At 61.9% G+C, this 17,156-nt stretch carries 15 protein-coding genes; 8 read left to right on the plus strand and 7 right to left on the minus strand.

Going from position 1 to position 17,156, the window contains the following annotated elements:
- Window positions 1-12: 12 nt before the first annotated feature.
- Window positions 13-729 carry a 4'-phosphopantetheinyl transferase superfamily protein gene (locus GU3_RS06690; RefSeq protein ID WP_014291764.1) on the minus strand — a complete coding sequence of 239 codons (717 nt, stop codon included), beginning with the start codon at window positions 727-729 and terminating at the stop codon, window positions 13-15.
- A gap of 152 nt (window positions 730-881) precedes the next feature.
- On the opposite strand from GU3_RS06690, the gene GU3_RS06695 reads away from it, so the two are divergent.
- A complete protein-coding gene (locus tag GU3_RS06695; protein WP_014291765.1) occupies window positions 882-1,331 on the plus strand; it encodes an NlpC/P60 family protein in 450 nt (149 codons plus the stop codon).
- Window positions 1,332-1,433: 102 nt separating this feature from the next.
- Here the strand turns inward: GU3_RS06695 and GU3_RS06700 are convergent, their stop codons facing one another.
- Together GU3_RS06700 and GU3_RS06705 are read right to left on the minus strand one after the other, a co-directional pair.
- Window positions 1,434-3,287: a DUF3413 domain-containing protein gene (locus GU3_RS06700; RefSeq protein ID WP_014291766.1), complete on the minus strand. Its 1,854-nt coding sequence runs from the start codon at window positions 3,285-3,287 to the stop codon at window positions 1,434-1,436.
- Window positions 3,288-3,320: 33 nt separating this feature from the next.
- Window positions 3,321-3,548 carry a YejL family protein gene (locus GU3_RS06705; protein WP_014291767.1) on the minus strand — a complete coding sequence of 76 codons (228 nt, stop codon included), beginning with the start codon at window positions 3,546-3,548 and terminating at the stop codon, window positions 3,321-3,323.
- Window positions 3,549-3,625: 77 nt separating this feature from the next.
- Between GU3_RS06705 and yejK the strand changes: the two genes are divergently transcribed.
- Window positions 3,626-4,627, plus strand: a complete 1,002-nt coding sequence (yejK, locus tag GU3_RS06710) for a nucleoid-associated protein YejK (protein WP_014291768.1) — start codon at window positions 3,626-3,628, stop codon at window positions 4,625-4,627.
- An 88-nt stretch (window positions 4,628-4,715) separates the two neighbouring features.
- On the opposite strand, the gene ahpF is transcribed toward yejK, so the two are convergent.
- Window positions 4,716-6,257, minus strand: a complete 1,542-nt coding sequence (gene ahpF / locus GU3_RS06715) for an alkyl hydroperoxide reductase subunit F (protein ID WP_014291769.1) — start codon at window positions 6,255-6,257, stop codon at window positions 4,716-4,718.
- Between the two features lie 83 nt (window positions 6,258-6,340).
- Window positions 6,341-6,907, minus strand: a complete 567-nt coding sequence (gene ahpC / locus GU3_RS06720) for an alkyl hydroperoxide reductase subunit C (protein ID WP_014291770.1) — start codon at window positions 6,905-6,907, stop codon at window positions 6,341-6,343.
- An 855-nt stretch (window positions 6,908-7,762) separates the two neighbouring features.
- On the opposite strand from ahpC, the gene GU3_RS06725 reads away from it, so the two are divergent.
- The 5 genes from GU3_RS06725 to GU3_RS06745 all read left to right on the plus strand — a co-directional run bounded on the left by GU3_RS06725 (window position 7,763) and on the right by GU3_RS06745 (window position 14,749).
- Entirely contained in the window at window positions 7,763-9,361 is a 1,599-nt protein-coding gene (locus GU3_RS06725) for an isocitrate lyase (protein WP_014291771.1), read from the plus strand.
- Between the two features lie 152 nt (window positions 9,362-9,513).
- Entirely contained in the window at window positions 9,514-10,701 is a 1,188-nt protein-coding gene (locus GU3_RS06730; RefSeq protein ID WP_014291772.1) for a thiamine pyrophosphate-dependent dehydrogenase E1 component subunit alpha, read from the plus strand.
- Window positions 10,698-11,675, plus strand: coding sequence for an alpha-ketoacid dehydrogenase subunit beta (locus GU3_RS06735; protein ID WP_014291773.1), 978 nt, complete (start codon window positions 10,698-10,700; stop codon window positions 11,673-11,675). The genes GU3_RS06730 and GU3_RS06735 overlap by 4 nt, the downstream gene beginning before the upstream one ends.
- Window positions 11,676-11,684: 9 nt before the next feature.
- Window positions 11,685-12,914 (plus strand): 2-oxo acid dehydrogenase subunit E2, encoded by a 1,230-nt coding sequence (locus GU3_RS06740; RefSeq protein WP_014291774.1) that lies wholly within the window; start codon window positions 11,685-11,687, stop codon window positions 12,912-12,914.
- An 11-nt stretch (window positions 12,915-12,925) separates the two neighbouring features.
- Window positions 12,926-14,749: a protein kinase gene (locus GU3_RS06745; RefSeq protein WP_014291775.1), complete on the plus strand. Its 1,824-nt coding sequence runs from the start codon at window positions 12,926-12,928 to the stop codon at window positions 14,747-14,749.
- On the opposite strand, the gene GU3_RS06750 is transcribed toward GU3_RS06745, so the two are convergent.
- Window positions 14,713-15,300, minus strand: a complete 588-nt coding sequence (locus tag GU3_RS06750; RefSeq protein WP_014291776.1) for an ACP phosphodiesterase — start codon at window positions 15,298-15,300, stop codon at window positions 14,713-14,715. The genes GU3_RS06745 and GU3_RS06750 overlap by 37 nt on opposite strands.
- A complete protein-coding gene (locus GU3_RS06755) occupies window positions 15,301-15,813 on the minus strand; it encodes a CBS domain-containing protein (RefSeq protein WP_014291777.1) in 513 nt (170 codons plus the stop codon).
- A 184-nt stretch (window positions 15,814-15,997) separates the two neighbouring features.
- Between GU3_RS06755 and queA the strand changes: the two genes are divergently transcribed.
- A complete protein-coding gene (gene queA / locus GU3_RS06760; RefSeq protein ID WP_014291778.1) occupies window positions 15,998-17,059 on the plus strand; it encodes a tRNA preQ1(34) S-adenosylmethionine ribosyltransferase-isomerase QueA in 1,062 nt (353 codons plus the stop codon).
- The last annotated feature ends 97 nt before the right edge of the window (window positions 17,060-17,156 follow it).

Consider the following 17,156-nt stretch of genomic DNA (forward strand, 5'->3'; position numbering starts at 1 on the left):
TGAAAAGCCTCTTTAGGGGTTTATGGCTAAATTGGGTTGCAGACCGGTAATTTCAAGCGCCGGGGCGCAATCGCCGAGGGAGAGTCGGCGCAGCCGGCCGGCCTCGCCCGCCACCGCCAGGGTGAGGCTGGTATGGCCAAGGCCTCCCTGAAACAGTCGGTAGGGCTGGCCATTGAAGCGGGCGAGGGGCTGGCCGGGTTGCCACTCTACCCCGGCGAGGTTGTTGGCGATGCCCCCGCCATCGGCCTTGAGCACCGCCTCCTTGACGGTCCACAGCCGCTGAAAGTCATGGGCCGGCTGGCGGCTTTCGGCCAGCCATGCCTGTTCTGCATCGGCGAGGTAGCGCCGGGCCAGGCGGGTGATGCGGGGGCCGTCCAGCTGCCGGCTTTCCAGATCCACCCCCACCGGGGCGCAGGGACTGAACGCCAGCGCCAGCAGTGAGCCGCTGTGGCTCAGGTTGAACTGCCAGCCGCGGTCGGCCAGCTCCGGCTTGCCCCGGTTGTTGAGGCCAATGTCGAGGGCGGCGGGGGGCTCGCCCAGCAGTTGGCCCAGGCGCTGGCGCAACAGGTAGCGCCCCAGCAGAAACAGCCGGGCCTGAACCGCACCGGGAAGGCCCTGCAGGCGCTGGCGTTCGGCCCGGGAGAGCGATTTACAGGCATTTTGTGGCGGTTTTATCGCCATGACGTCACAAACCAGCAGTTCGACGGCAATATCGTTGTTTTCACTCATTTTTCGCTTTGCAAAACACGCAGAAATTGGACTATGCTGAGGCCCATTCTTCGGTTGCCATTGTTCCTATGATCAAACATATCATTGTTATCGGCAGTCTGCTGGTGATGGCCGGGTGCAGCAGCACACCGACACCGGAGTCAGGCAAAAGGATGACTGGCAAAAAGCCGTCCTCTTCCCTGACTTACAGCATCAGCACCGAGCCCATGAAGCCCAAGCGCAGCCAGGCCATGGTCAGTGATCTGCACCAGGTTTACCAGCGCTGGCGGGGCGTTCCCTACCGTTTTGGCGGCGCCAGCGAGCAGGGCATCGACTGCTCCGCCTTTACCCAGACCCTGTATCAGGAAGCCTTTGGCCTGGAGCTGCCGCGCAGCACCAATGAGCAGGTATTACTGGGGCGGGAAGTGGAGCGGAGCGAGCTGCGCCCCGGTGATCTGGTGTTTTTCCGCACCGGCCGCAGCACCCGCCACAACGGGGTTTACATCGGCAACGGCAAGTTTGCCCATGCTTCCTCCAGTGTGGGGGTAACCATCTCCAGCCTGGACAATGTCTACTGGCGCAGCCGCTACTGGCAGGCCCGCCGGGTACTGGACGAGATGTAAAGCCGGGATGGGGACGGGTGACCTGAGAGCAACATTCTCGGCATCCTTCCCTAATCCCTAATCCCTAATCCCTAATCCCTAATCCCTAATCCCGGTTCTTACTCATTTCCCCTGAAACCGGTTCAGCTCGTTCATCACCTGCATCAGCAGGGTCAGCTCCGGATTGCTGCCTTCCCGCTCGCGGTAATCGGCGGCATTCAGCAACTGCAAGTCACCACGGCGGTTGAACAGGGTGATGTCGTCATGCTGGTAAATGGCGTATTCCTCTTCGTCCGACGCCAGCCGCCAGCGGCCATGGCGGGCGGTAAACAGCGACTGGCCACTGGCATAGCTGCGCAGCGGGTTGCTGACGCCCAGTGCCTGCTGCAGCAGGGTGGGGGCCACGTCCAGATGGCTGGTGGGATGCTCAACGCGCTGGGGGCCCGTGCGGCCGGGCCAGGCCACCACCAGGGGCACGCGCAGCTGGGCCGGTGAATAGGCGTTGCCAAAGCCCCAGGTATTGTTACCGTTGTCGTTGAATTCCATGCCGTGACCGGAGGTCACTATGACCAGGGTGTTCCGCTCCAGGCCGCGCACCAGGCCCAGCAGGCCGCCCAGCAGCTGATCGGTGTAAAACACCGCGTTGCGATAGCGGTTGAGCAGGGCGTCGTGCTGTTCTGCCTGGTAGCTATCGGCCGGATTCAGTTGCTGCAGCGACGGCTGAAAGGGGCCGTCCATGCCCTCGGGCAAGGACAGTGAGTTGAGCGCATCAAGGTACACATAGGAGAACCAGGGCCGCTCGTCCTGCTGCTGGCTCAGCCAGCCGGCAAAGCGACCCAGCATCAGACGATCCCCCTCGGCGCCACCGGGGGCGGGCTGCAGGGCGGGGCTGCGCAGGGTGGTGAATATGGCATCCCGGTACAGGGCGGCATCGGTACCGCCGCTGGCAAAGAGGCCGATGCGATAGTCCTGGCGCTGCAATTCGTCCACCAGTACGGGGGCGGTGCCTTCCAGTTCTGCTTCCCGCCGGTAGTGGGCAGGCAGGCTGTAGAACAGGCTGAACAGCGCCGGCTCCGGGCGGTTGCCGGCACTGAGGTGGTTGTCAAAGCGCAGGTGCTGGGCGGCAAAGCGGCTCAGGTTGGGCATGGTGATGGGGTCGAGCTGATCGGCCCGCAGGCCGTCAGCCACCACCAGCAGAATATTGGGCGCCTGCTCCGGCGGTTGCACCGACAGCGGGCGCAGTGGATAGTTGAGTCGCTGCTGCGGACTGTCGGACACCTGCTCCGAGCGTTGGCGGTAGCTTTCCTCGTCGAGCCAGCCCTGGCGGATCAAAAAGCCCTTGGCGGTCATGGGGTAGGACAGGGGAAAATTGGCCTTTTGCAGGGTAATGGGGGTATAGAGGGTGGCGTCGGCCCAGATATGCACACTGTGGGTGAGGAAAAAACACACCAGCAGCGGCAGGGTCAGCGGGCGCGACAGGCTGCGCGAGCGGCGCGGGCTCCAGCGCCACAGCCAGGCCCCCAGCCACAGTTCCAGCACAAACAGCACCGGCACCAGGGCAAACAGCCAGCCCCAGCCCGGCGCTCCTTCCGCCTGGGCCTGATCCAGCAGCAGCCGCCATACCGAGGGATTGAGGTGAAAGCCGAACAGGCTGAACACCTGAGTATCCACCAGCAGCAGGGTCAGGGCACTGGTGGCAATACCGGCCCCCATAAACTGCACGGCCCTGAGCTTGGGAAACAAAAAGGTCAGGGGAAACAGGGTCAGCAGATAGGTGCCGAAGGTGAGAAAGGCAAAGTGTCCGACCCAGCTCACCAGCATATAGCCAATGCCCAGGGCGCTGTCGGGCAGACCGGCGGCAAACAGGTAACGGCTGGAGACTGCCATGGCCAGCAGGATGTTGAAGAACACAAACCAGTGGCCCCAGCCGATCAGGCGGGAGACGTTATCGCGGTAGTGGGGGCCGGTTTCAACCATGGGCGTGGTGGATCTCGGTGAATGAAAGGGCGCTTAGTGCGCCCCTTTTTGTGTATCGACGGAGGAGGTCAGCACACTGGCAAACTTGTCGGCAATGGCCTTGCGCTGACCGGGAGCCACCTGATGATTGATGATGTGCGTGGCCAGGTTGCCCAGTACCATCAGCCGCAAATCCGCCGGGGCCTGATGCTTGTCCATCACTGCCTCCAGCTCGCTCAGCAGCTGGTCGAATTGTTTGTCGTACTTGGAAATAATGGGCATGGGCGTTCAATCATTTAACTTGGTAACAGGGCGACTATAATACCCCACCCCATTCGGCAACTCTATGGCAATCTGACATGAGCCTGGACATCGAACACATCATAGTGCATTCCCTGTTTTTAAATGAGCAGGGGCAGACCGAGCTTGCCAAGCGCGACGACGAGCTGGCCACGGGCCCGGCGGTTACCCAGCTGATGAGCGAGCTGCACCATATCTATAACACCAAGGCCGGCAAGGTGTTTGGCTATTTCAGTGACGAGGACACCGGTTTTCGCGATCTGGTGCGACGCATGGAGGATCAAAGCCTGGGTTTTGCGCCGTTTTCACACCTGGCCGCCGAGCGGCTGCTGGGCGAGCTGAACCGGCTGGACATGCAGGAAGAGGGCGTGCTGCTGTGTGTACGCTATCAGTGGCTGGGCGCCCACTACCTGCTGATTGCCCTGCTCGACAACAAGGACAGCGTCACCGTCACCGACCAGCTCGACGTGAGCCGGGCCAGCTACCTGGATCTGGGGCGCATGCAACTGGCGGCGCGGCTGGATCTGACCGAGCTGCGCACCCGCCCCGAGTCAAAGCGTTACTTTTCCTTTATCAAGGGCCGGGCCGGACGCAAGGTATCGGACTTCTTTCTCAACTTCCTGTCCTGTGTCGAGGGCATGGATCCCAAGGCGCAGAGCCAGGGGCTGATGAAGGCGGTGGAGGAATACTGTGATGCCCGCCAGCTGAGCAAGGAGGAAAAGCAGGAAAGCAAGACGCTGGTCAGCAAATATTGCCGGGAACAATTAAAAGAGGGGGAAGAGCTGGAACTGCGGGAGCTGTCGGCGGAGCTGGGCACCGACGACGATCTCGATTTTTACCAGTTTGTGAGTGAAGAGTATGAACTGGAAGAGCGTTTTCCGGTGGACCGCTCCTCCCTGAAAGGGCTGACCAAGTACGTCGGCTCCGGCGGCGGCCTGACCATCAGCTTTGATCAAAAACTGCTGGGCGAGCGTATTCAATACGATGCCGCCACCGATACCCTGGTCATCCGCGGCACGCCGCCCAATCTCAAGGCGCAATTGCAAGGGAATAGGGAATAGGGAGCAGGGATTGGGGTTTTACTATTCCCCAGTCCCCAGTCCCCAGTCCCCAGTCCCCAGTCCCCAGTCCCCAGTCCCCAGTCCCGGTTTACGACCGGATCAGGTGGTCAAAGGCGCCCAGGGCGGCGGTGGCGCCGGCCCCCATAGAAATGATGATCTGCTTGTAGGGCACGGTAGTGGCATCCCCGGCGGCAAACACGCCGGCCATGGAGGTGGCGCCACGGGGGTCTATCATCACTTCGCCAAAGCGGGTCAACTCCACTTCCGAGCCCTTGAGGAACTCGGTGTTGGGCACCAGGCCAATCTGTACAAAGATGCCGGCCACGTCCAGGCGCCTGGTTTCACCGCTGACACGATCGGTGTACTGCAGGCCGTTCACCCGGCTGCCGTCGCCCAGCACTTGGGTGGTCTGGGCATTCATGATGATGTCGATGTTGCCCATGGAGCGCGCCTTGCGCTGCAGCACCTCGTCGGCGCGCAGGCTGTCGGCGAATTCCACCACGGTGACATGCTCGACGATGCCCGCCAGATCGATGGCCGCCTCAATGCCGGAGTTGCCGCCGCCGACCACTGCCACCTTCTTGCCCTTGAAGAAGGGACCGTCGCAATGGGGGCAGTAGGCCACGCCCTTGTTGCGGTATTCGGCTTCGCCGGGCACATTCAGCTCGCGCCAGCGGGCACCGGTGGCAAGGATCACCGATTTGCTTTTAAGCACGGCACCACTTTCGAGCGGCACTTCAATCAGCTCATTCTGCCGAATGCCGGCGGCACGCTGGTTGGTAACCAGTTCCACCTCATATTCCTTGACGTGCTGCTCCAGGCTGGCCGCCAGTTTGGGGCCTTCGGTGTAGGGCACGGAAATGAAGTTTTCAATGCCCACCGTGTCCATCACCTGGCCGCCAAAGCGCTCCGCTACCAGGCCGGTGCGCACCCCCTTGCGGGCGGCGTAAATGGCCGCCGCGGCCCCTGCCGGGCCGCCGCCCACCACCAGCACGTCAAAGGGTGCCTGTTCGTTCAGGGCTTCGGCCTGGCGCTCGGCGGCACCGGTGTCAAGTTTGCCGACGATCTCTTCCAGGCTCATGCGGCCCTGACCAAAGTGCTCGCCATTCAGGTACACGGCGGGCACCGCCATGACCTGGCGCTCGTTGACCTCGTCTTGGAACAGGGCACCGTCAATCATCACATGAGTAATGTTGGGGTTCAGGGTGGCCATCAGGTTCAGTGCCTGCACCACGTCCGGGCAGTTCTGGCACGACAGGGACACATAGGTTTCGAAATGAAACTCGCCCTTGAGGTTGCGAATTTGCTCCAGCAGTTCGGGCGCGGCCTTGGAGGGATGGCCGCCGGTCTGCAGCAGGGCCAGCACCAGCGAGGTGAATTCGTGGCCCATCGGAATGCCGGCAAAGGTTACCCGCGGCGCCTGGCCGGCGGCGGCAATGCTCATGCTGGGGGTGCGGGCGGCGGAGGCCTGCGCCAGGCTGATGTGGTCTGACAGCCCGCTGATCTCTTCAGCCAGCGTCAGTAATTCGTTGGATTTGGGAGAGTCGTCACCGGACACGCTGACTGCTATCGGCGAGACGATGTTCTGCAGATAGGTGTCCAATTGTTTTTTGAGATTCGCATCTAACATGGTCGTGTCCTGTGCTGAAGGTTGGGTATAAAAAACCCGGCCCGCCGCCAGGCAAGGGGCGGGCCGGGGTCACTGGCGGTAACTTAAATCTTGCCAACCAGATCCAGGGACGGGGCCAGGGTGGCGTCACCTTCCTGCCATTTGGCGGGGCACACTTCACCCGGGTGGGCGGCTACGTACTGGGCGGCCTTGATCTTGCGCACCAGGTCGGCGGCGTCGCGGCCAATGCCTTCGGCGGTGATTTCCATGGCCTGGATCACGCCCTGGGGATCGATGATAAAGGTGGCGCGGTCGGCCAGGCCCTGACCTTCACGCATCACGCCAAAGTTGTTGGTGATGGTGCCGGTCTGATCACCCAGCATGTAGTACTGGATCTTGCCGATGGTCTCGGAGCTGTCGTGCCAGGCCTTGTGGGTGAAGTGGGTGTCGGTGGACACGGAGTACACTTCCACGCCCATTTTCTGCAGCTCGGCGTAGTGGTCGGCCAGGTCGCCCAGCTCGGTGGGGCAGACGAAAGTAAAGTCGGCCGGGTAGAAGAACACCACGGACCACTTGCCCTTGAGATCGGCCTCGGTCACTTGCACGAAGTCACCCTTGTAATAAGCCTGGGCGGTAAAGGGTTTGATTTCAGTGTTGATGGAAACAGCCATTGTATAACTCCTGTTTTCGTTTCTCTGAGTGAAGGTGTGTCTCGAACGCTGCCCATACTAGAGGGAAACTTTTCTTAGTTGAAATCATTCGTTTCTATTAGATTGATTGCTTAAATCAATTGGTTGAACCAAAAAGCGGCACTGACCGATCAGGGGGGCGCCATTTTTTTCTGTCGTGTTTGCGGGAATCAAAGCGGCATTTTCTCATGCGGCGCGAATGCCGGGCCCGAAGGGGAGGTGCCGGCCGAAACTGATAAAACAACAACACGCCGTTGCCAGCATGACGGCCATCCTCTTGGAAATGAGGATTTTGCGATCGCAAAAAAAATCTTGCGCGCTTTCTTTATGGCCCCTGTCCCGCGGCTTTGGGAGCGGGACAAGCGGGTTGTTCACATGGAGGGTTGATTGTGAAACATTGGATGTTAATCCACATTTATTGATTTTTATGTTTTTAAATTACGTTATTTATTTTCTTTTTGGCTGAATCCAGCCACTGTTGCTGTATGGCTGATGTGGTTTATTTCAATGGGTTAGAGCCAGTTATGCTTTAGTCGTAGGCCAGTTGGGTTATGTGATACATGTTGTGTTTTAGTTAAATTGGATCTTGATCGAAGCCATTTTTTTGCGCAACGTAATAGCCACACCGCAACGCAGAACCAAAGCGGCAGCTGTTCGGCAAGAAGCGTTGCCGAAACAGGCCAGACAAACGGAAACGGGCTGCAAAGCTCCAATAAAAAAAACCGAAGAAGAAGTACTGCCAAGCCAGCCGAACGGCGGTGTTGCACGCTGGTTTGACAGGGATGTATCACTGTTTGAGACCCGATTGCTCAACGACAACAAGACAGGACTGGAACCATGCCATACGCCAACGAGATCGATACCCTGACCACACTGCTCAAGCAGAACCCGACCTGGGGCGCCATCAAACCCGAGCATGCCGCCCGCATGCGGGTGCAGAACCAATTCAAGACCGGCCTCGACATTGCCAAATACACCGCCAAAATCATGCGGGCAGACATGGCCGCCTATGATGCGGATCCGTCCCAGTACACTCAGTCTCTGGGCTGCTGGCATGGCTTTATCGGTCAGCAGAAGCTGATCTCCATCAAGAAGCACTTTGGCAGCACCAAGGGTCGTTACCTGTATCTGTCCGGCTGGATGGTGGCCGCGCTGCGCTCCGAGTTCGGCCCCCTGCCGGATCAGTCCATGCACGAGAAAACCTCGGTGCCGGCCCTGATTGAAGAGCTGTACACCTTCCTGCGCCAGGCCGACTCCTGGGAGCTGAATCACCTGTTCCGTGCCCTGGAAGACGCCCAGAAGGCCGGTGATGCTGCCAAAGTGAAGAACATTGAAGCCCAGATCGACAACCACCAGACTCATATCGTGCCCATTGTGGCGGACATCGACGCCGGTTTTGGTAACGCCGAGGCCACCTACCTGCTGGCCAGAAAGATGATTGAAGCCGGTGCCTGCTGTATTCAGCTGGAAAACCAGGTGTCCGACGAGAAGCAGTGCGGCCACCAGGACGGCAAGGTCACCGTGCCCCACGCCGACTTCCTGGCCAAGATCAATGCCGTGCGCCTGGCCTTCCTCGAGCTGGGCGTGGACGACGGTGTCATTGTGGCCCGTACCGACTCTTTGGGTGCCGGTCTGACCAAACAGATTGCCGTGACCAACGAGCCGGGCGATCTGGGAGATCAGTACAACAGCTTCCTGGACGGCGACTACATCAACAGCGCCGACGAAATCGCCAACGGCGACGTGGTCATCAAGGCCAACGGCAAACTGAAAAAGGTCAAGCGCCTGGCTTCCGGTCTGTTCCAGTTCAAGGCCGGCTCCGGTGAAGACCGGGTGGTACTGGACTGCATCACCAGCCTGCAGCACGGCGCCGACCTGCTGTGGATTGAAACTGAGAAGCCCCACATCGGCCAGATCAAGGGCATGGTGGACCGCATTCGCGCCGTGGTGCCTGATGCCAAGCTGGTGTACAACAACAGCCCGTCCTTTAACTGGACCCTGAACTTCCGTCAGCAGGTGTTCGATGCCTGGGCCGCCGAAGGCAAGGACGTGTCCGGCTACGATCGGGATCGCCTGATGAGCGCCGATTACGACAGCACCGAGCTGGCCCTGCTGGCCGACGAGAAGGTGCGGACCTTCCAGGCCGACGCCGCCCGGGAAGCCGGCATCTTCCACCACCTGATCACCCTGCCGACCTACCACACCGCGGCGCTGTCTACCGACAACCTGGCCAAGGGCTACTTCGGGGACGAAGGCATGCTGGCCTACGTGGCGGGCGTGCAGCGTCAGGAAATTCGTCAGGGCATTGCCACCGTCAAGCACCAGGACATGGCCGGCTCCAACATCGGTGACGATCACAAGGAGTTCTTCGCCGGTGACGCCGCCCTCAAGGCCGGCGGTAAAGACAACACCATGGGTCAGTTCGAAAACATCTGAGCCGGGTAAACCCATAACAATAATCGTTCAAGGTCCATCTCGTTTTTGGCAGCCCCATGGGCTGCCTTTTTTTCGTTTGGGCTCAAGCCGGGCTCCCTGGCAAAAGCGACTAGAATTAGCCTCGAGGTTCCAGTCTGGACTGTGAGGGCGGCATGACCAATCCCAATAACGCCACCATGACCATGGTGCACCGGGTCCGGTTTGTGGACGGCCACGGCCTGACCATTCCCACCTTTCGGCTGTTGAAGGATGACGGCCATCTCTATGCCGACGCCACCGCGCCGGATCTCGACCAGGCGCAGGCGCTGGCCATGTATCACAGCATGGTGACCACCCGGCTGCTGGATGAGCGCATGCTGGCGGCCCAGCGTCAGGGGCGGATCAGTTTTTATCTGCAAAGTCTGGGAGAAGAGGCCCAGGCGGTGGCCAGTGCCGCGGCACTGGCACCCCAGGACATGATCCTGGCCCAGTACCGGGAGCAGGGCGCCCTGCTGCACCGGGGCTTTACTCTGGAGCAGTTCATGAACCAGCTGTTTTCCAATGCCGAAGATCTGGGCAAGGGCCGGCAGATGCCGGTGCATTACGGCTGCCGCGCGCTCAATTTCATGACCATTTCCTCCCCCCTGGCCACCCAGATTCCCCAGGCCACCGGCGTGGCTTATGGGCAGCGGCTGGCGGGGGAGGACGCCATTACCCTGTGCTATTTCGGCGAAGGGGCGGCCTCGGAAGGGGACTTTCATGCCGGGCTCAACATGGCGGCGGTGCTGAAGACGCCGGTGATCTTTTTTTGCCGCAATAATGGCTATGCCATTTCCACCCCGGCCAGCGAACAGTTTGTGGGAGACGGCATTGCCAGCCGCGCCGTGGGCTACGGCATTCGCACCCTGCGGGTGGACGGCGCCGACACCCTGGCGGTGTTTGAGGCCACCCGCCAGGCCCGGAACCTGATTCTGGCTGAGCCTCAGCCCGTATTGATCGAATCCATGTCCTACCGGTTGGGCGCCCACTCCTCGTCGGACGATCCCAGCGGTTACCGTTCCCGGGCCGAGGAAGAGCGCTGGCGCAAGCGGGATCCCATCGGCCGTTACCGGCTGTGGCTGCTGCATCAGGGCTGGCTTGACGAAGACGATGACCGGCGCCGCAGCGATACCCTGCGCCGGCAGATACTGGAGGTCATGAAACAGGCCGAACAGCGCTCCCGACCGCCGTTGAACAGCCTTATTGAAGACGTCTATGCCAGCCCGCCGGCACGGCTGAAGCAACAACTGGAACAGCTGAAGCGGCAGCTGGCCGCCTACCCCGAGCACTACCCCGCCAGCCAGGGGAGGGAGCGCGAATGAAACAGATGAACCTGTTGCAGGCGGTGAACCAGGCGCTGGATGTGGCCATGGAAAGGGAAAAAGCGGTACTTTGCTTTGGCGAGGATGTGGGCCATTTTGGCGGCGTGTTTCGGGCCACCAGCGGCCTGCAGGAGAAGTACGGCGAGGCGCGCTGTTTCAATACGCCGCTCACCGAGCAGGGCATTATCGGCTTTGCCAATGGCCTGGCGGCCAAGGGGCTGAAGCCGGTGGCGGAAATTCAGTTTGCCGATTACATCTTTCCCGCCTTTGACCAGCTGGTGAACGAAACCGCCAAGTTCCGCTACCGCTCCGGCAACCAGTTCGATGTGGGCGGGCTGGTGGTGCGTACGCCCTATGGGGGCGGCATTGCCGGCGGCCACTACCACAGCCAGTCGCCGGAAGCCTATTTTGTGCATACCGCCGGGCTGCGGGTGCTGGTGCCCCGGGGGCCGGTGCAGGCCAAGGGGTTGCTGCTGGCGGCCATCGACTGCCCGGATCCGGTGATCTTTTTCGAGCCCAAGCGGCTGTACCGGGCGGCGGTGGCCGAGGTGGACGAAGGGTACTACCAATTGCCGCTGGACCAGGCCGAGGTGGTGCAGGAAGGTACCGACATCACCCTGCTGGCCTGGGGCGCCCAGATGGACTACCTGCTGAAGGCGGCTGCGCTTGCCGATAAAGAAGGCATTTCCTGCGAGGTGATCGATCTGCAGAGCCTGCTGCCCTGGGACGAAGACACCGTCGTGGCCTCGGTGCTCAAGACCGGGCGACTGCTGGTGAGCCACGAGGCGCCCCTCACCGGTGGCCTGGGCGCCGAGATCGCCGCCACCGTGCAGGAGCGCTGCTTTCTGTATCTGGAAAGCCCCGTCGCCCGGGTGTGCGGGCTCGATACCCCCTTTCCGCTGGCGCTGGAAAAGGAATACCTGCCCGATCAGTACAAGATTTTCGAGGCGATCAAGGCCACGGTGAATTTTTAGGAGCGCGCCATGAAACAGGACTTCTTTCTGCCGGATATCGGCGAGGGCATAGTGGAATGCGAGCTGGTAGACTGGCTGGTGGCCGAGGGCGACCGGGTGGAGGAAGATCAGGCCATCTGCGATGTGATGACCGACAAGGCCCTGGTGCAGATCCCGGCGGTGCACGCCGGCACCATTACTCGCCTGTATGTGAACAAGGGCGACATGGCCCGGGTGCATGCACCCCTGTTTGAAATGACGCTGGCGGGCGAAGAGACGGATGCAGCGCCGGCCGAAGCCCTCCCTGAAACGCCAACCTCATTGCCCCCTGAACCTGAGCCCAAGCCGGCGCCCGCCGCCACCCCCGCCGCCACCCACACCGAGCCGCCCGCCTCCTCCGGCAACCGGGCCGTGGCCAGCCCGGCGGTACGCCGGCTGGCCCGTGAGCACAATGTGGATCTGACCGAAGTGCCCGGCTCCGGCGACAAGGGGCGGGTTTACAAGGAAGACGTGGAGGCCTGGCTCAAGCACCAGCATGCCCCGGCGGCAACAGAGATGTCGGCCTGGCGCGAGCCGGTGACCGGGGTGCGCGCCGCCATGGCCCGGGCGATGACCGCCAGTCTCGCCATTCCCCGCTTCACCTACTGCGAGGAGTTTTGCCTCGATGAACTGCTCACGCTGAAGCGCCGGCTAGCGCCCGGGTTTGAACGGGAAGGCGTCAAGCTCACCCTGCTGCCGTTTTTTATTAAGGCACTGTCCCTGGCGCTGGCGGACTATCCGCTGCTGGGGGCCCGGCTTGACGACGACGGTCATACCCTGGTGTATGAAGACGGTCACCATGTAGGGGTGGCGGTGGATACGCCGGCCGGCCTGCTGGTGCCGGTGCTGCACCATTGTGAAGACAAGTCGGTGCTGACCCTGGCCCGTGAGCTCAGCCGTCTGTCCGAGGCGGCCCGGGCCGGCCGGCTGACTCAGGCCGAGCTCAGCGGTGCCACCATTACCCTGTCCAATATCGGTGTGCTGGGCGGCACCGTGTCTACCCCCATCGTCACCCCGCCCCAGCTGGCCATTGCCGCCCTGGGGCGGCTGCAGCGGCTGCCCCGATTTGGTGAGGGGGACAGGGTGGTGGCGCAACACATCATGGCGGTGTGCTGGTCGGCGGATCACCGGGTGATCGACGGCGCTACCCTGGCGCGCTTCAACCGCTGCTGGCAGGATTACCTGGAACAACCCGACCGCATGCTGGCCCGGCTGCACTAGGGCGGCAGGCCATGGATGCCCTGGGCAACTTTTACATTCCCGAAGAGCAGTCGGTTTATCTGCTGAGCGCCAATGACGCGCAAAAGCTGAAAGACTGGATTGCCCTGTGCGTGGCCGAGCTGGAAAAGCTCGGTTACCGCGATATCAGCCTGGCCGGCAAGGGCGTGTATGGCTTCACCTTTGCCGGCACCGGGGAGCAGGGCGAGCAGGTGGCGTTCAAGTTTTCCCGCATCGACTTGCCCGAAGCGGTGCGGGAGCGACTGGCAGACGAGGCTTACATGCTCTCCTGTGTGCAGCATCCGCTGGTGCCGACCTATCTCGCCTACGCCCTGCGCGGCCGCCAGGGCATTTTGCTGATGAGCCGGGCGCCGGGGGAAGACCTGGAGCATTACAGCCTGCGCCGGGGCCGGCTGTCGGCCCGGGAGGTGATCGATATCGCCGCCCAGCTGGCGGACATACTGCAGGCCCTGCGCCGCCATACCCAGGGCGGTGAGCCGGCGCCCGTGGTGCACGGTGATATCAAGCCGTCCAACATTGTCTATGACCCTTCGAGCGGGCGCATCAGCCTGGTGGACTGGGGATCGTCGGTGTTTGCGCAACTGGATGCCGAGGGCAACTGGGCCGGCGCCCGCGGGCTGGCGCTGCTGTCGGGGGATCTGCAGCAGTCCAATGCCCGCATGGGGGATGTGTATTTTATCGGGCCCGAGCAGCTGGCCGGGGCCCTTTCCAGCCCCCGCTTCGACGAGCAGGGGGTAGCCGGCACCCTCTATGCCCTGGCCTCGGGCCAGGCCTGCCGCTTTGGCCGCAAGGCCCTTCCCGCCACCAGCCTGGGGTTGCCGAAAGAATTTGCCCGGCTGCTGGATGCCCTGCTCGATGACGATCCCGAGCGCCGCCGCCGGGCCGGGGACTACTGGCTGAAGGCCATGCCCCGGCTGCAGCGGCTGGTGCTGCCGGCGCTGCCGCTGTTTGATGACAGCCCGCTGCTGCCGGTATGGTCCAGCCGCGGCGAACGGGAGATTGACACCGTAGTGTATTCCTCGCGCAAGTCCTTTCTGCGCGAGCGCAGCGAACGGGAAGACATTCACCAGGTAACCGATGCCCAGCTGGAGCGGTACTACAAGCAATACCTGGAAGGCATGGGCGAAACCGAAAAGGCCTTTGTGGCGGCGGTCAGCCGGCTGGGACGTTATCCGGTGATGGGCGGGCTGGCGCTGCACTGGCACGAGGGCGGGGTGGATATCGATTCCAGCCTGAACCTCTACGATGACCGCCTGCTGCCGGCCTTTGGCGTGGCGGTCAACAACGTGGTGGCGCTGGCCCGGGCCATCAGCAAAACCGGGGTGTTCAAGGCCTGCCTGTTCAATGCCCGCAACACCCTGCACCTGAGCCGCAGCGGACCGGGGAAGCCCTTTGTGCCCCCGCCGGGCATGGCCATTGCCTACCGGCTGGCGGACCGGCCCGATACCGGCGCCGATCGCCAGCCCCATTCCTATTTCGAAGACGGCCGGGATCCGGACGAGCAATTGGTGTTGCCTGCTGCCATCATGGCGGTGATCGCCAGGCTCAACCACATTCACCATACCGGCTGCATTATTTTTGAAGTGACCCCCGAGCACCTCAAACTGCACAGCTACTACCGGCTGCTGGACGCCGCCGCCGAGGCCGAGTTTGCCGCTCTGCTGGCGCAAATCGTGGCCCATATTCCACTCATTGACGATCAGGGCGTGGGCGGTTTTATGAAACTGCCCTGCAAGAACACCCGTTTCTTTACTCACCTGCCGGTACAGCCCGACTATTTTTATCCCGCCAATCCCCGGGCCTGGCGCAGAACGTAATCCTGCAGCTCGGGATAGAAGCCGAGAAAGGCCTGTTCAAATTCGCGGTAGTGACGTTCCAGCAGCGGCCGGCAGCGGGGCAGGGGAGTGGGTCGCTGAAAGCGCCGGTCGATGCGTGCCAGCGCGGTGATAATACCGTCGAACTCCCGGTAGTGCAGCAGCAAGCCGCTTTGCTCCATGCGGGTTACCAGCTGCACCATGGCCTCGGGCCAGTGCCGGTCGGGCTGAAGTCTGTCGTGGGCCTGTTCGACAAAACGCTCAAGAGGCTGCGAATGAAAACGCGGCCAGTGCCGGGCCAGAAAATGGTCAAACATCATGTCGGTGATGATGCCGCCAAAGCGGCGAAAGGGCGGTGGCAATGCCCGGACCCGGCCGAGGTGCAGCGGGTGGGCGTCGGTAAAACTGTCGATGCGTCGGTGCAGCATAATGCCGGTCTGCAGCCGCGGTGGCAGGGAAGCATCCACGGTGCCCCGGGCGTACTCTCCCAGCAGGGCACCGGCCAGGCTGGTGTGGCTGAGATCGGCCAGGTGGAGGTGTGCCAGGTAGTTCATTCAGCTGGGGGAGTCGTCCCGGTATTCAGCGCCATCGTGTCCGGCCTGCAGCTCGTCCAGCTCGCCGGCATCGAAGCCATCGTCCTGTTCGTTCAGCTGGTTGTCGAGCACCTCCAGCAGGTGAATGGCCACGGCCACAAAGTCGCTGTCGGTAACGATGCCCACCAGCCTGCCCTTGTCCACCACCGGCAGGCAGCCGTATTTGTGTTTTTGCAGATAAAGCGCCGCCTCGCGAATACCCGCATGAGGGCTGACGGTGGTCACGCCGGTTTTCATGATTTCAGCCAGGCTGTGCTGTTCGAGAAAGTGGCCGTTGCGCCCCTGCTCCAGACTGGATTCCTGGGCGGCCAGAATATCCCGCTGGCTGACCAGCCCCACCAGCTTGTCTTGCTCCATTACCGGCAGGTGACGAATATGGTGGCGCTGCATCAGGGTGCGGGCCTCTGCCAGGGTGGCCGAAGGAGGCAACCCCAGTACACGGGAGGACATGATCTCGGAAACGGTGGCGGGCATAGCGGTTCTCCTCTTTTTATATCAAGATAGCCCAACACCCTGGTCCAGTAACCTGACCAGGATCACGCTCACCGCAAAGATTGCCCCTGTCGGCCGGTGGCCGGCCCATTGTTTCAACGTCGAATTGCCTTGATCCCACCGAATGGCCTCACTAGACTAGCGCTCGTCCGATACAGAGGTAGTTATGCAGGTCCACGATTTTTCCTTTGAACTTCCCGATGAACTCATTGCCCGCCATCCTATGCCTGAACGTACCGCCAGCCGGCTGTTGCAGCTGGACGGCAATACCGGGCAGCTGGTGCATGGCCGTTTTGGCGATATTCTGGACCTGATCAACCCCGGCGATCTGCTGGTGTTCAACAACACCCGGGTGATCCCGGCCCGGCTGTTTGGCCGCAAGGCCAGCGGCGGCAAGCTGGAAGTGCTGGTGGAGCGGGTGCTGGACGACCAGCGGGTGCTGGCCCACGTGCGCTCGTCCAAGGCGCCCAAGCCCGGCTCGGCGCTGATCCTCGAGCCCGACGTCAAGGCCACCATGGTGGCCCGCCACGATGCCCTGTTTGAAATCGAATTCCACGATGAACGTACCGTGCTGGAGATCCTGGAAAGCGTGGGCCACATGCCGCTGCCGCCCTATATCGACCGGCCCGACACCGACGCCGACAAGGAACGCTACCAGACCGTCTATAACGAAAAACCCGGTGCCGTGGCCGCGCCCACCGCCGGCCTGCATTTCGACGAGCCCTTGCTGGCACGGCTAAAGGAAAAAGGCGCCGAGCTGGCCTTTATCACCCTGCACGTGGGGGCGGGCACCTTTCAGCCGGTGCGGGTCGACAACGTGCTCGAGCACAAAATGCACGCCGAATACATCGAAGTGCCGGCCGAGGTGGTGGCGCAAATCGAGGCGACCCGGGCTCAAGGCGGCCGGGTGATTGCGGTGGGCACCACCTCGGTGCGTTCCCTGGAGAGTGCGGCCCAGGCCAGTCTCGCCAACGGCGAGCCGTTGGCGCCTTTTTACGGCGACACCGACATCTTTATCTATCCCGGTTACCGCTTTCAGCTGGTGGACGCCATGGTGACCAATTTTCACCTGCCGGAGTCGACCCTGATCATGCTGGTCAGCGCCTTTGCTGGCCGGGAGCACATTATGGAAGCCTACCGGGCGGCGGTGGCCGAGCGTTACCGTTTCTTCAGTTACGGCGACGCCATGTTTATTACTCGACAGCAGGGACTCGGGACTGGGGAATAGGGACTGGTCAAGCTGTCTGTAGACCCCACTTTAGTGGGGCGAAATGGCAGTCGCCGACGGCATTGCCCGAATAAATTCGGGCCTGCAGGCGCCCATA

The sequence above is a fragment of the Oceanimonas sp. GK1 genome (assembly GCF_000243075.1).
Classification (GTDB): Bacteria; Pseudomonadota; Gammaproteobacteria; order Enterobacterales; family Aeromonadaceae; genus Oceanimonas.

Excerpts from the sequence above, each read along its gene's own strand:
- GU3_RS06690 (WP_014291764.1), bottom strand. The coding sequence starts at position 729 with ATGAGTGAAAACAACGATATTGCCGTCGAACTGCTGGTTTGTGACGTC.
- GU3_RS06695 (WP_014291765.1), top strand. The coding sequence starts at position 882 with ATGACTGGCAAAAAGCCGTCCTCTTCCCTGACTTACAGCATCAGCACC.
- GU3_RS06700 (WP_014291766.1), bottom strand. The coding sequence starts at position 3,287 with ATGGTTGAAACCGGCCCCCACTACCGCGATAACGTCTCCCGCCTGATC.
- GU3_RS06705 (WP_014291767.1), bottom strand. The coding sequence starts at position 3,548 with ATGCCCATTATTTCCAAGTACGACAAACAATTCGACCAGCTGCTGAGC.
- yejK (WP_014291768.1), top strand. The coding sequence starts at position 3,626 with ATGAGCCTGGACATCGAACACATCATAGTGCATTCCCTGTTTTTAAAT.
- ahpF (WP_014291769.1), bottom strand. The coding sequence starts at position 6,257 with ATGTTAGATGCGAATCTCAAAAAACAATTGGACACCTATCTGCAGAAC.
- ahpC (WP_014291770.1), bottom strand. The coding sequence starts at position 6,907 with ATGGCTGTTTCCATCAACACTGAAATCAAACCCTTTACCGCCCAGGCT.
- GU3_RS06725 (WP_014291771.1), top strand. The coding sequence starts at position 7,763 with ATGCCATACGCCAACGAGATCGATACCCTGACCACACTGCTCAAGCAG.
- GU3_RS06730 (WP_014291772.1), top strand. The coding sequence starts at position 9,514 with ATGACCAATCCCAATAACGCCACCATGACCATGGTGCACCGGGTCCGG.
- GU3_RS06735 (WP_014291773.1), top strand. The coding sequence starts at position 10,698 with ATGAAACAGATGAACCTGTTGCAGGCGGTGAACCAGGCGCTGGATGTG.
- GU3_RS06740 (WP_014291774.1), top strand. The coding sequence starts at position 11,685 with ATGAAACAGGACTTCTTTCTGCCGGATATCGGCGAGGGCATAGTGGAA.
- GU3_RS06745 (WP_014291775.1), top strand. The coding sequence starts at position 12,926 with ATGGATGCCCTGGGCAACTTTTACATTCCCGAAGAGCAGTCGGTTTAT.
- GU3_RS06750 (WP_014291776.1), bottom strand. The coding sequence starts at position 15,300 with ATGAACTACCTGGCACACCTCCACCTGGCCGATCTCAGCCACACCAGC.
- GU3_RS06755 (WP_014291777.1), bottom strand. The coding sequence starts at position 15,813 with ATGCCCGCCACCGTTTCCGAGATCATGTCCTCCCGTGTACTGGGGTTG.
- queA (WP_014291778.1), top strand. The coding sequence starts at position 15,998 with ATGCAGGTCCACGATTTTTCCTTTGAACTTCCCGATGAACTCATTGCC.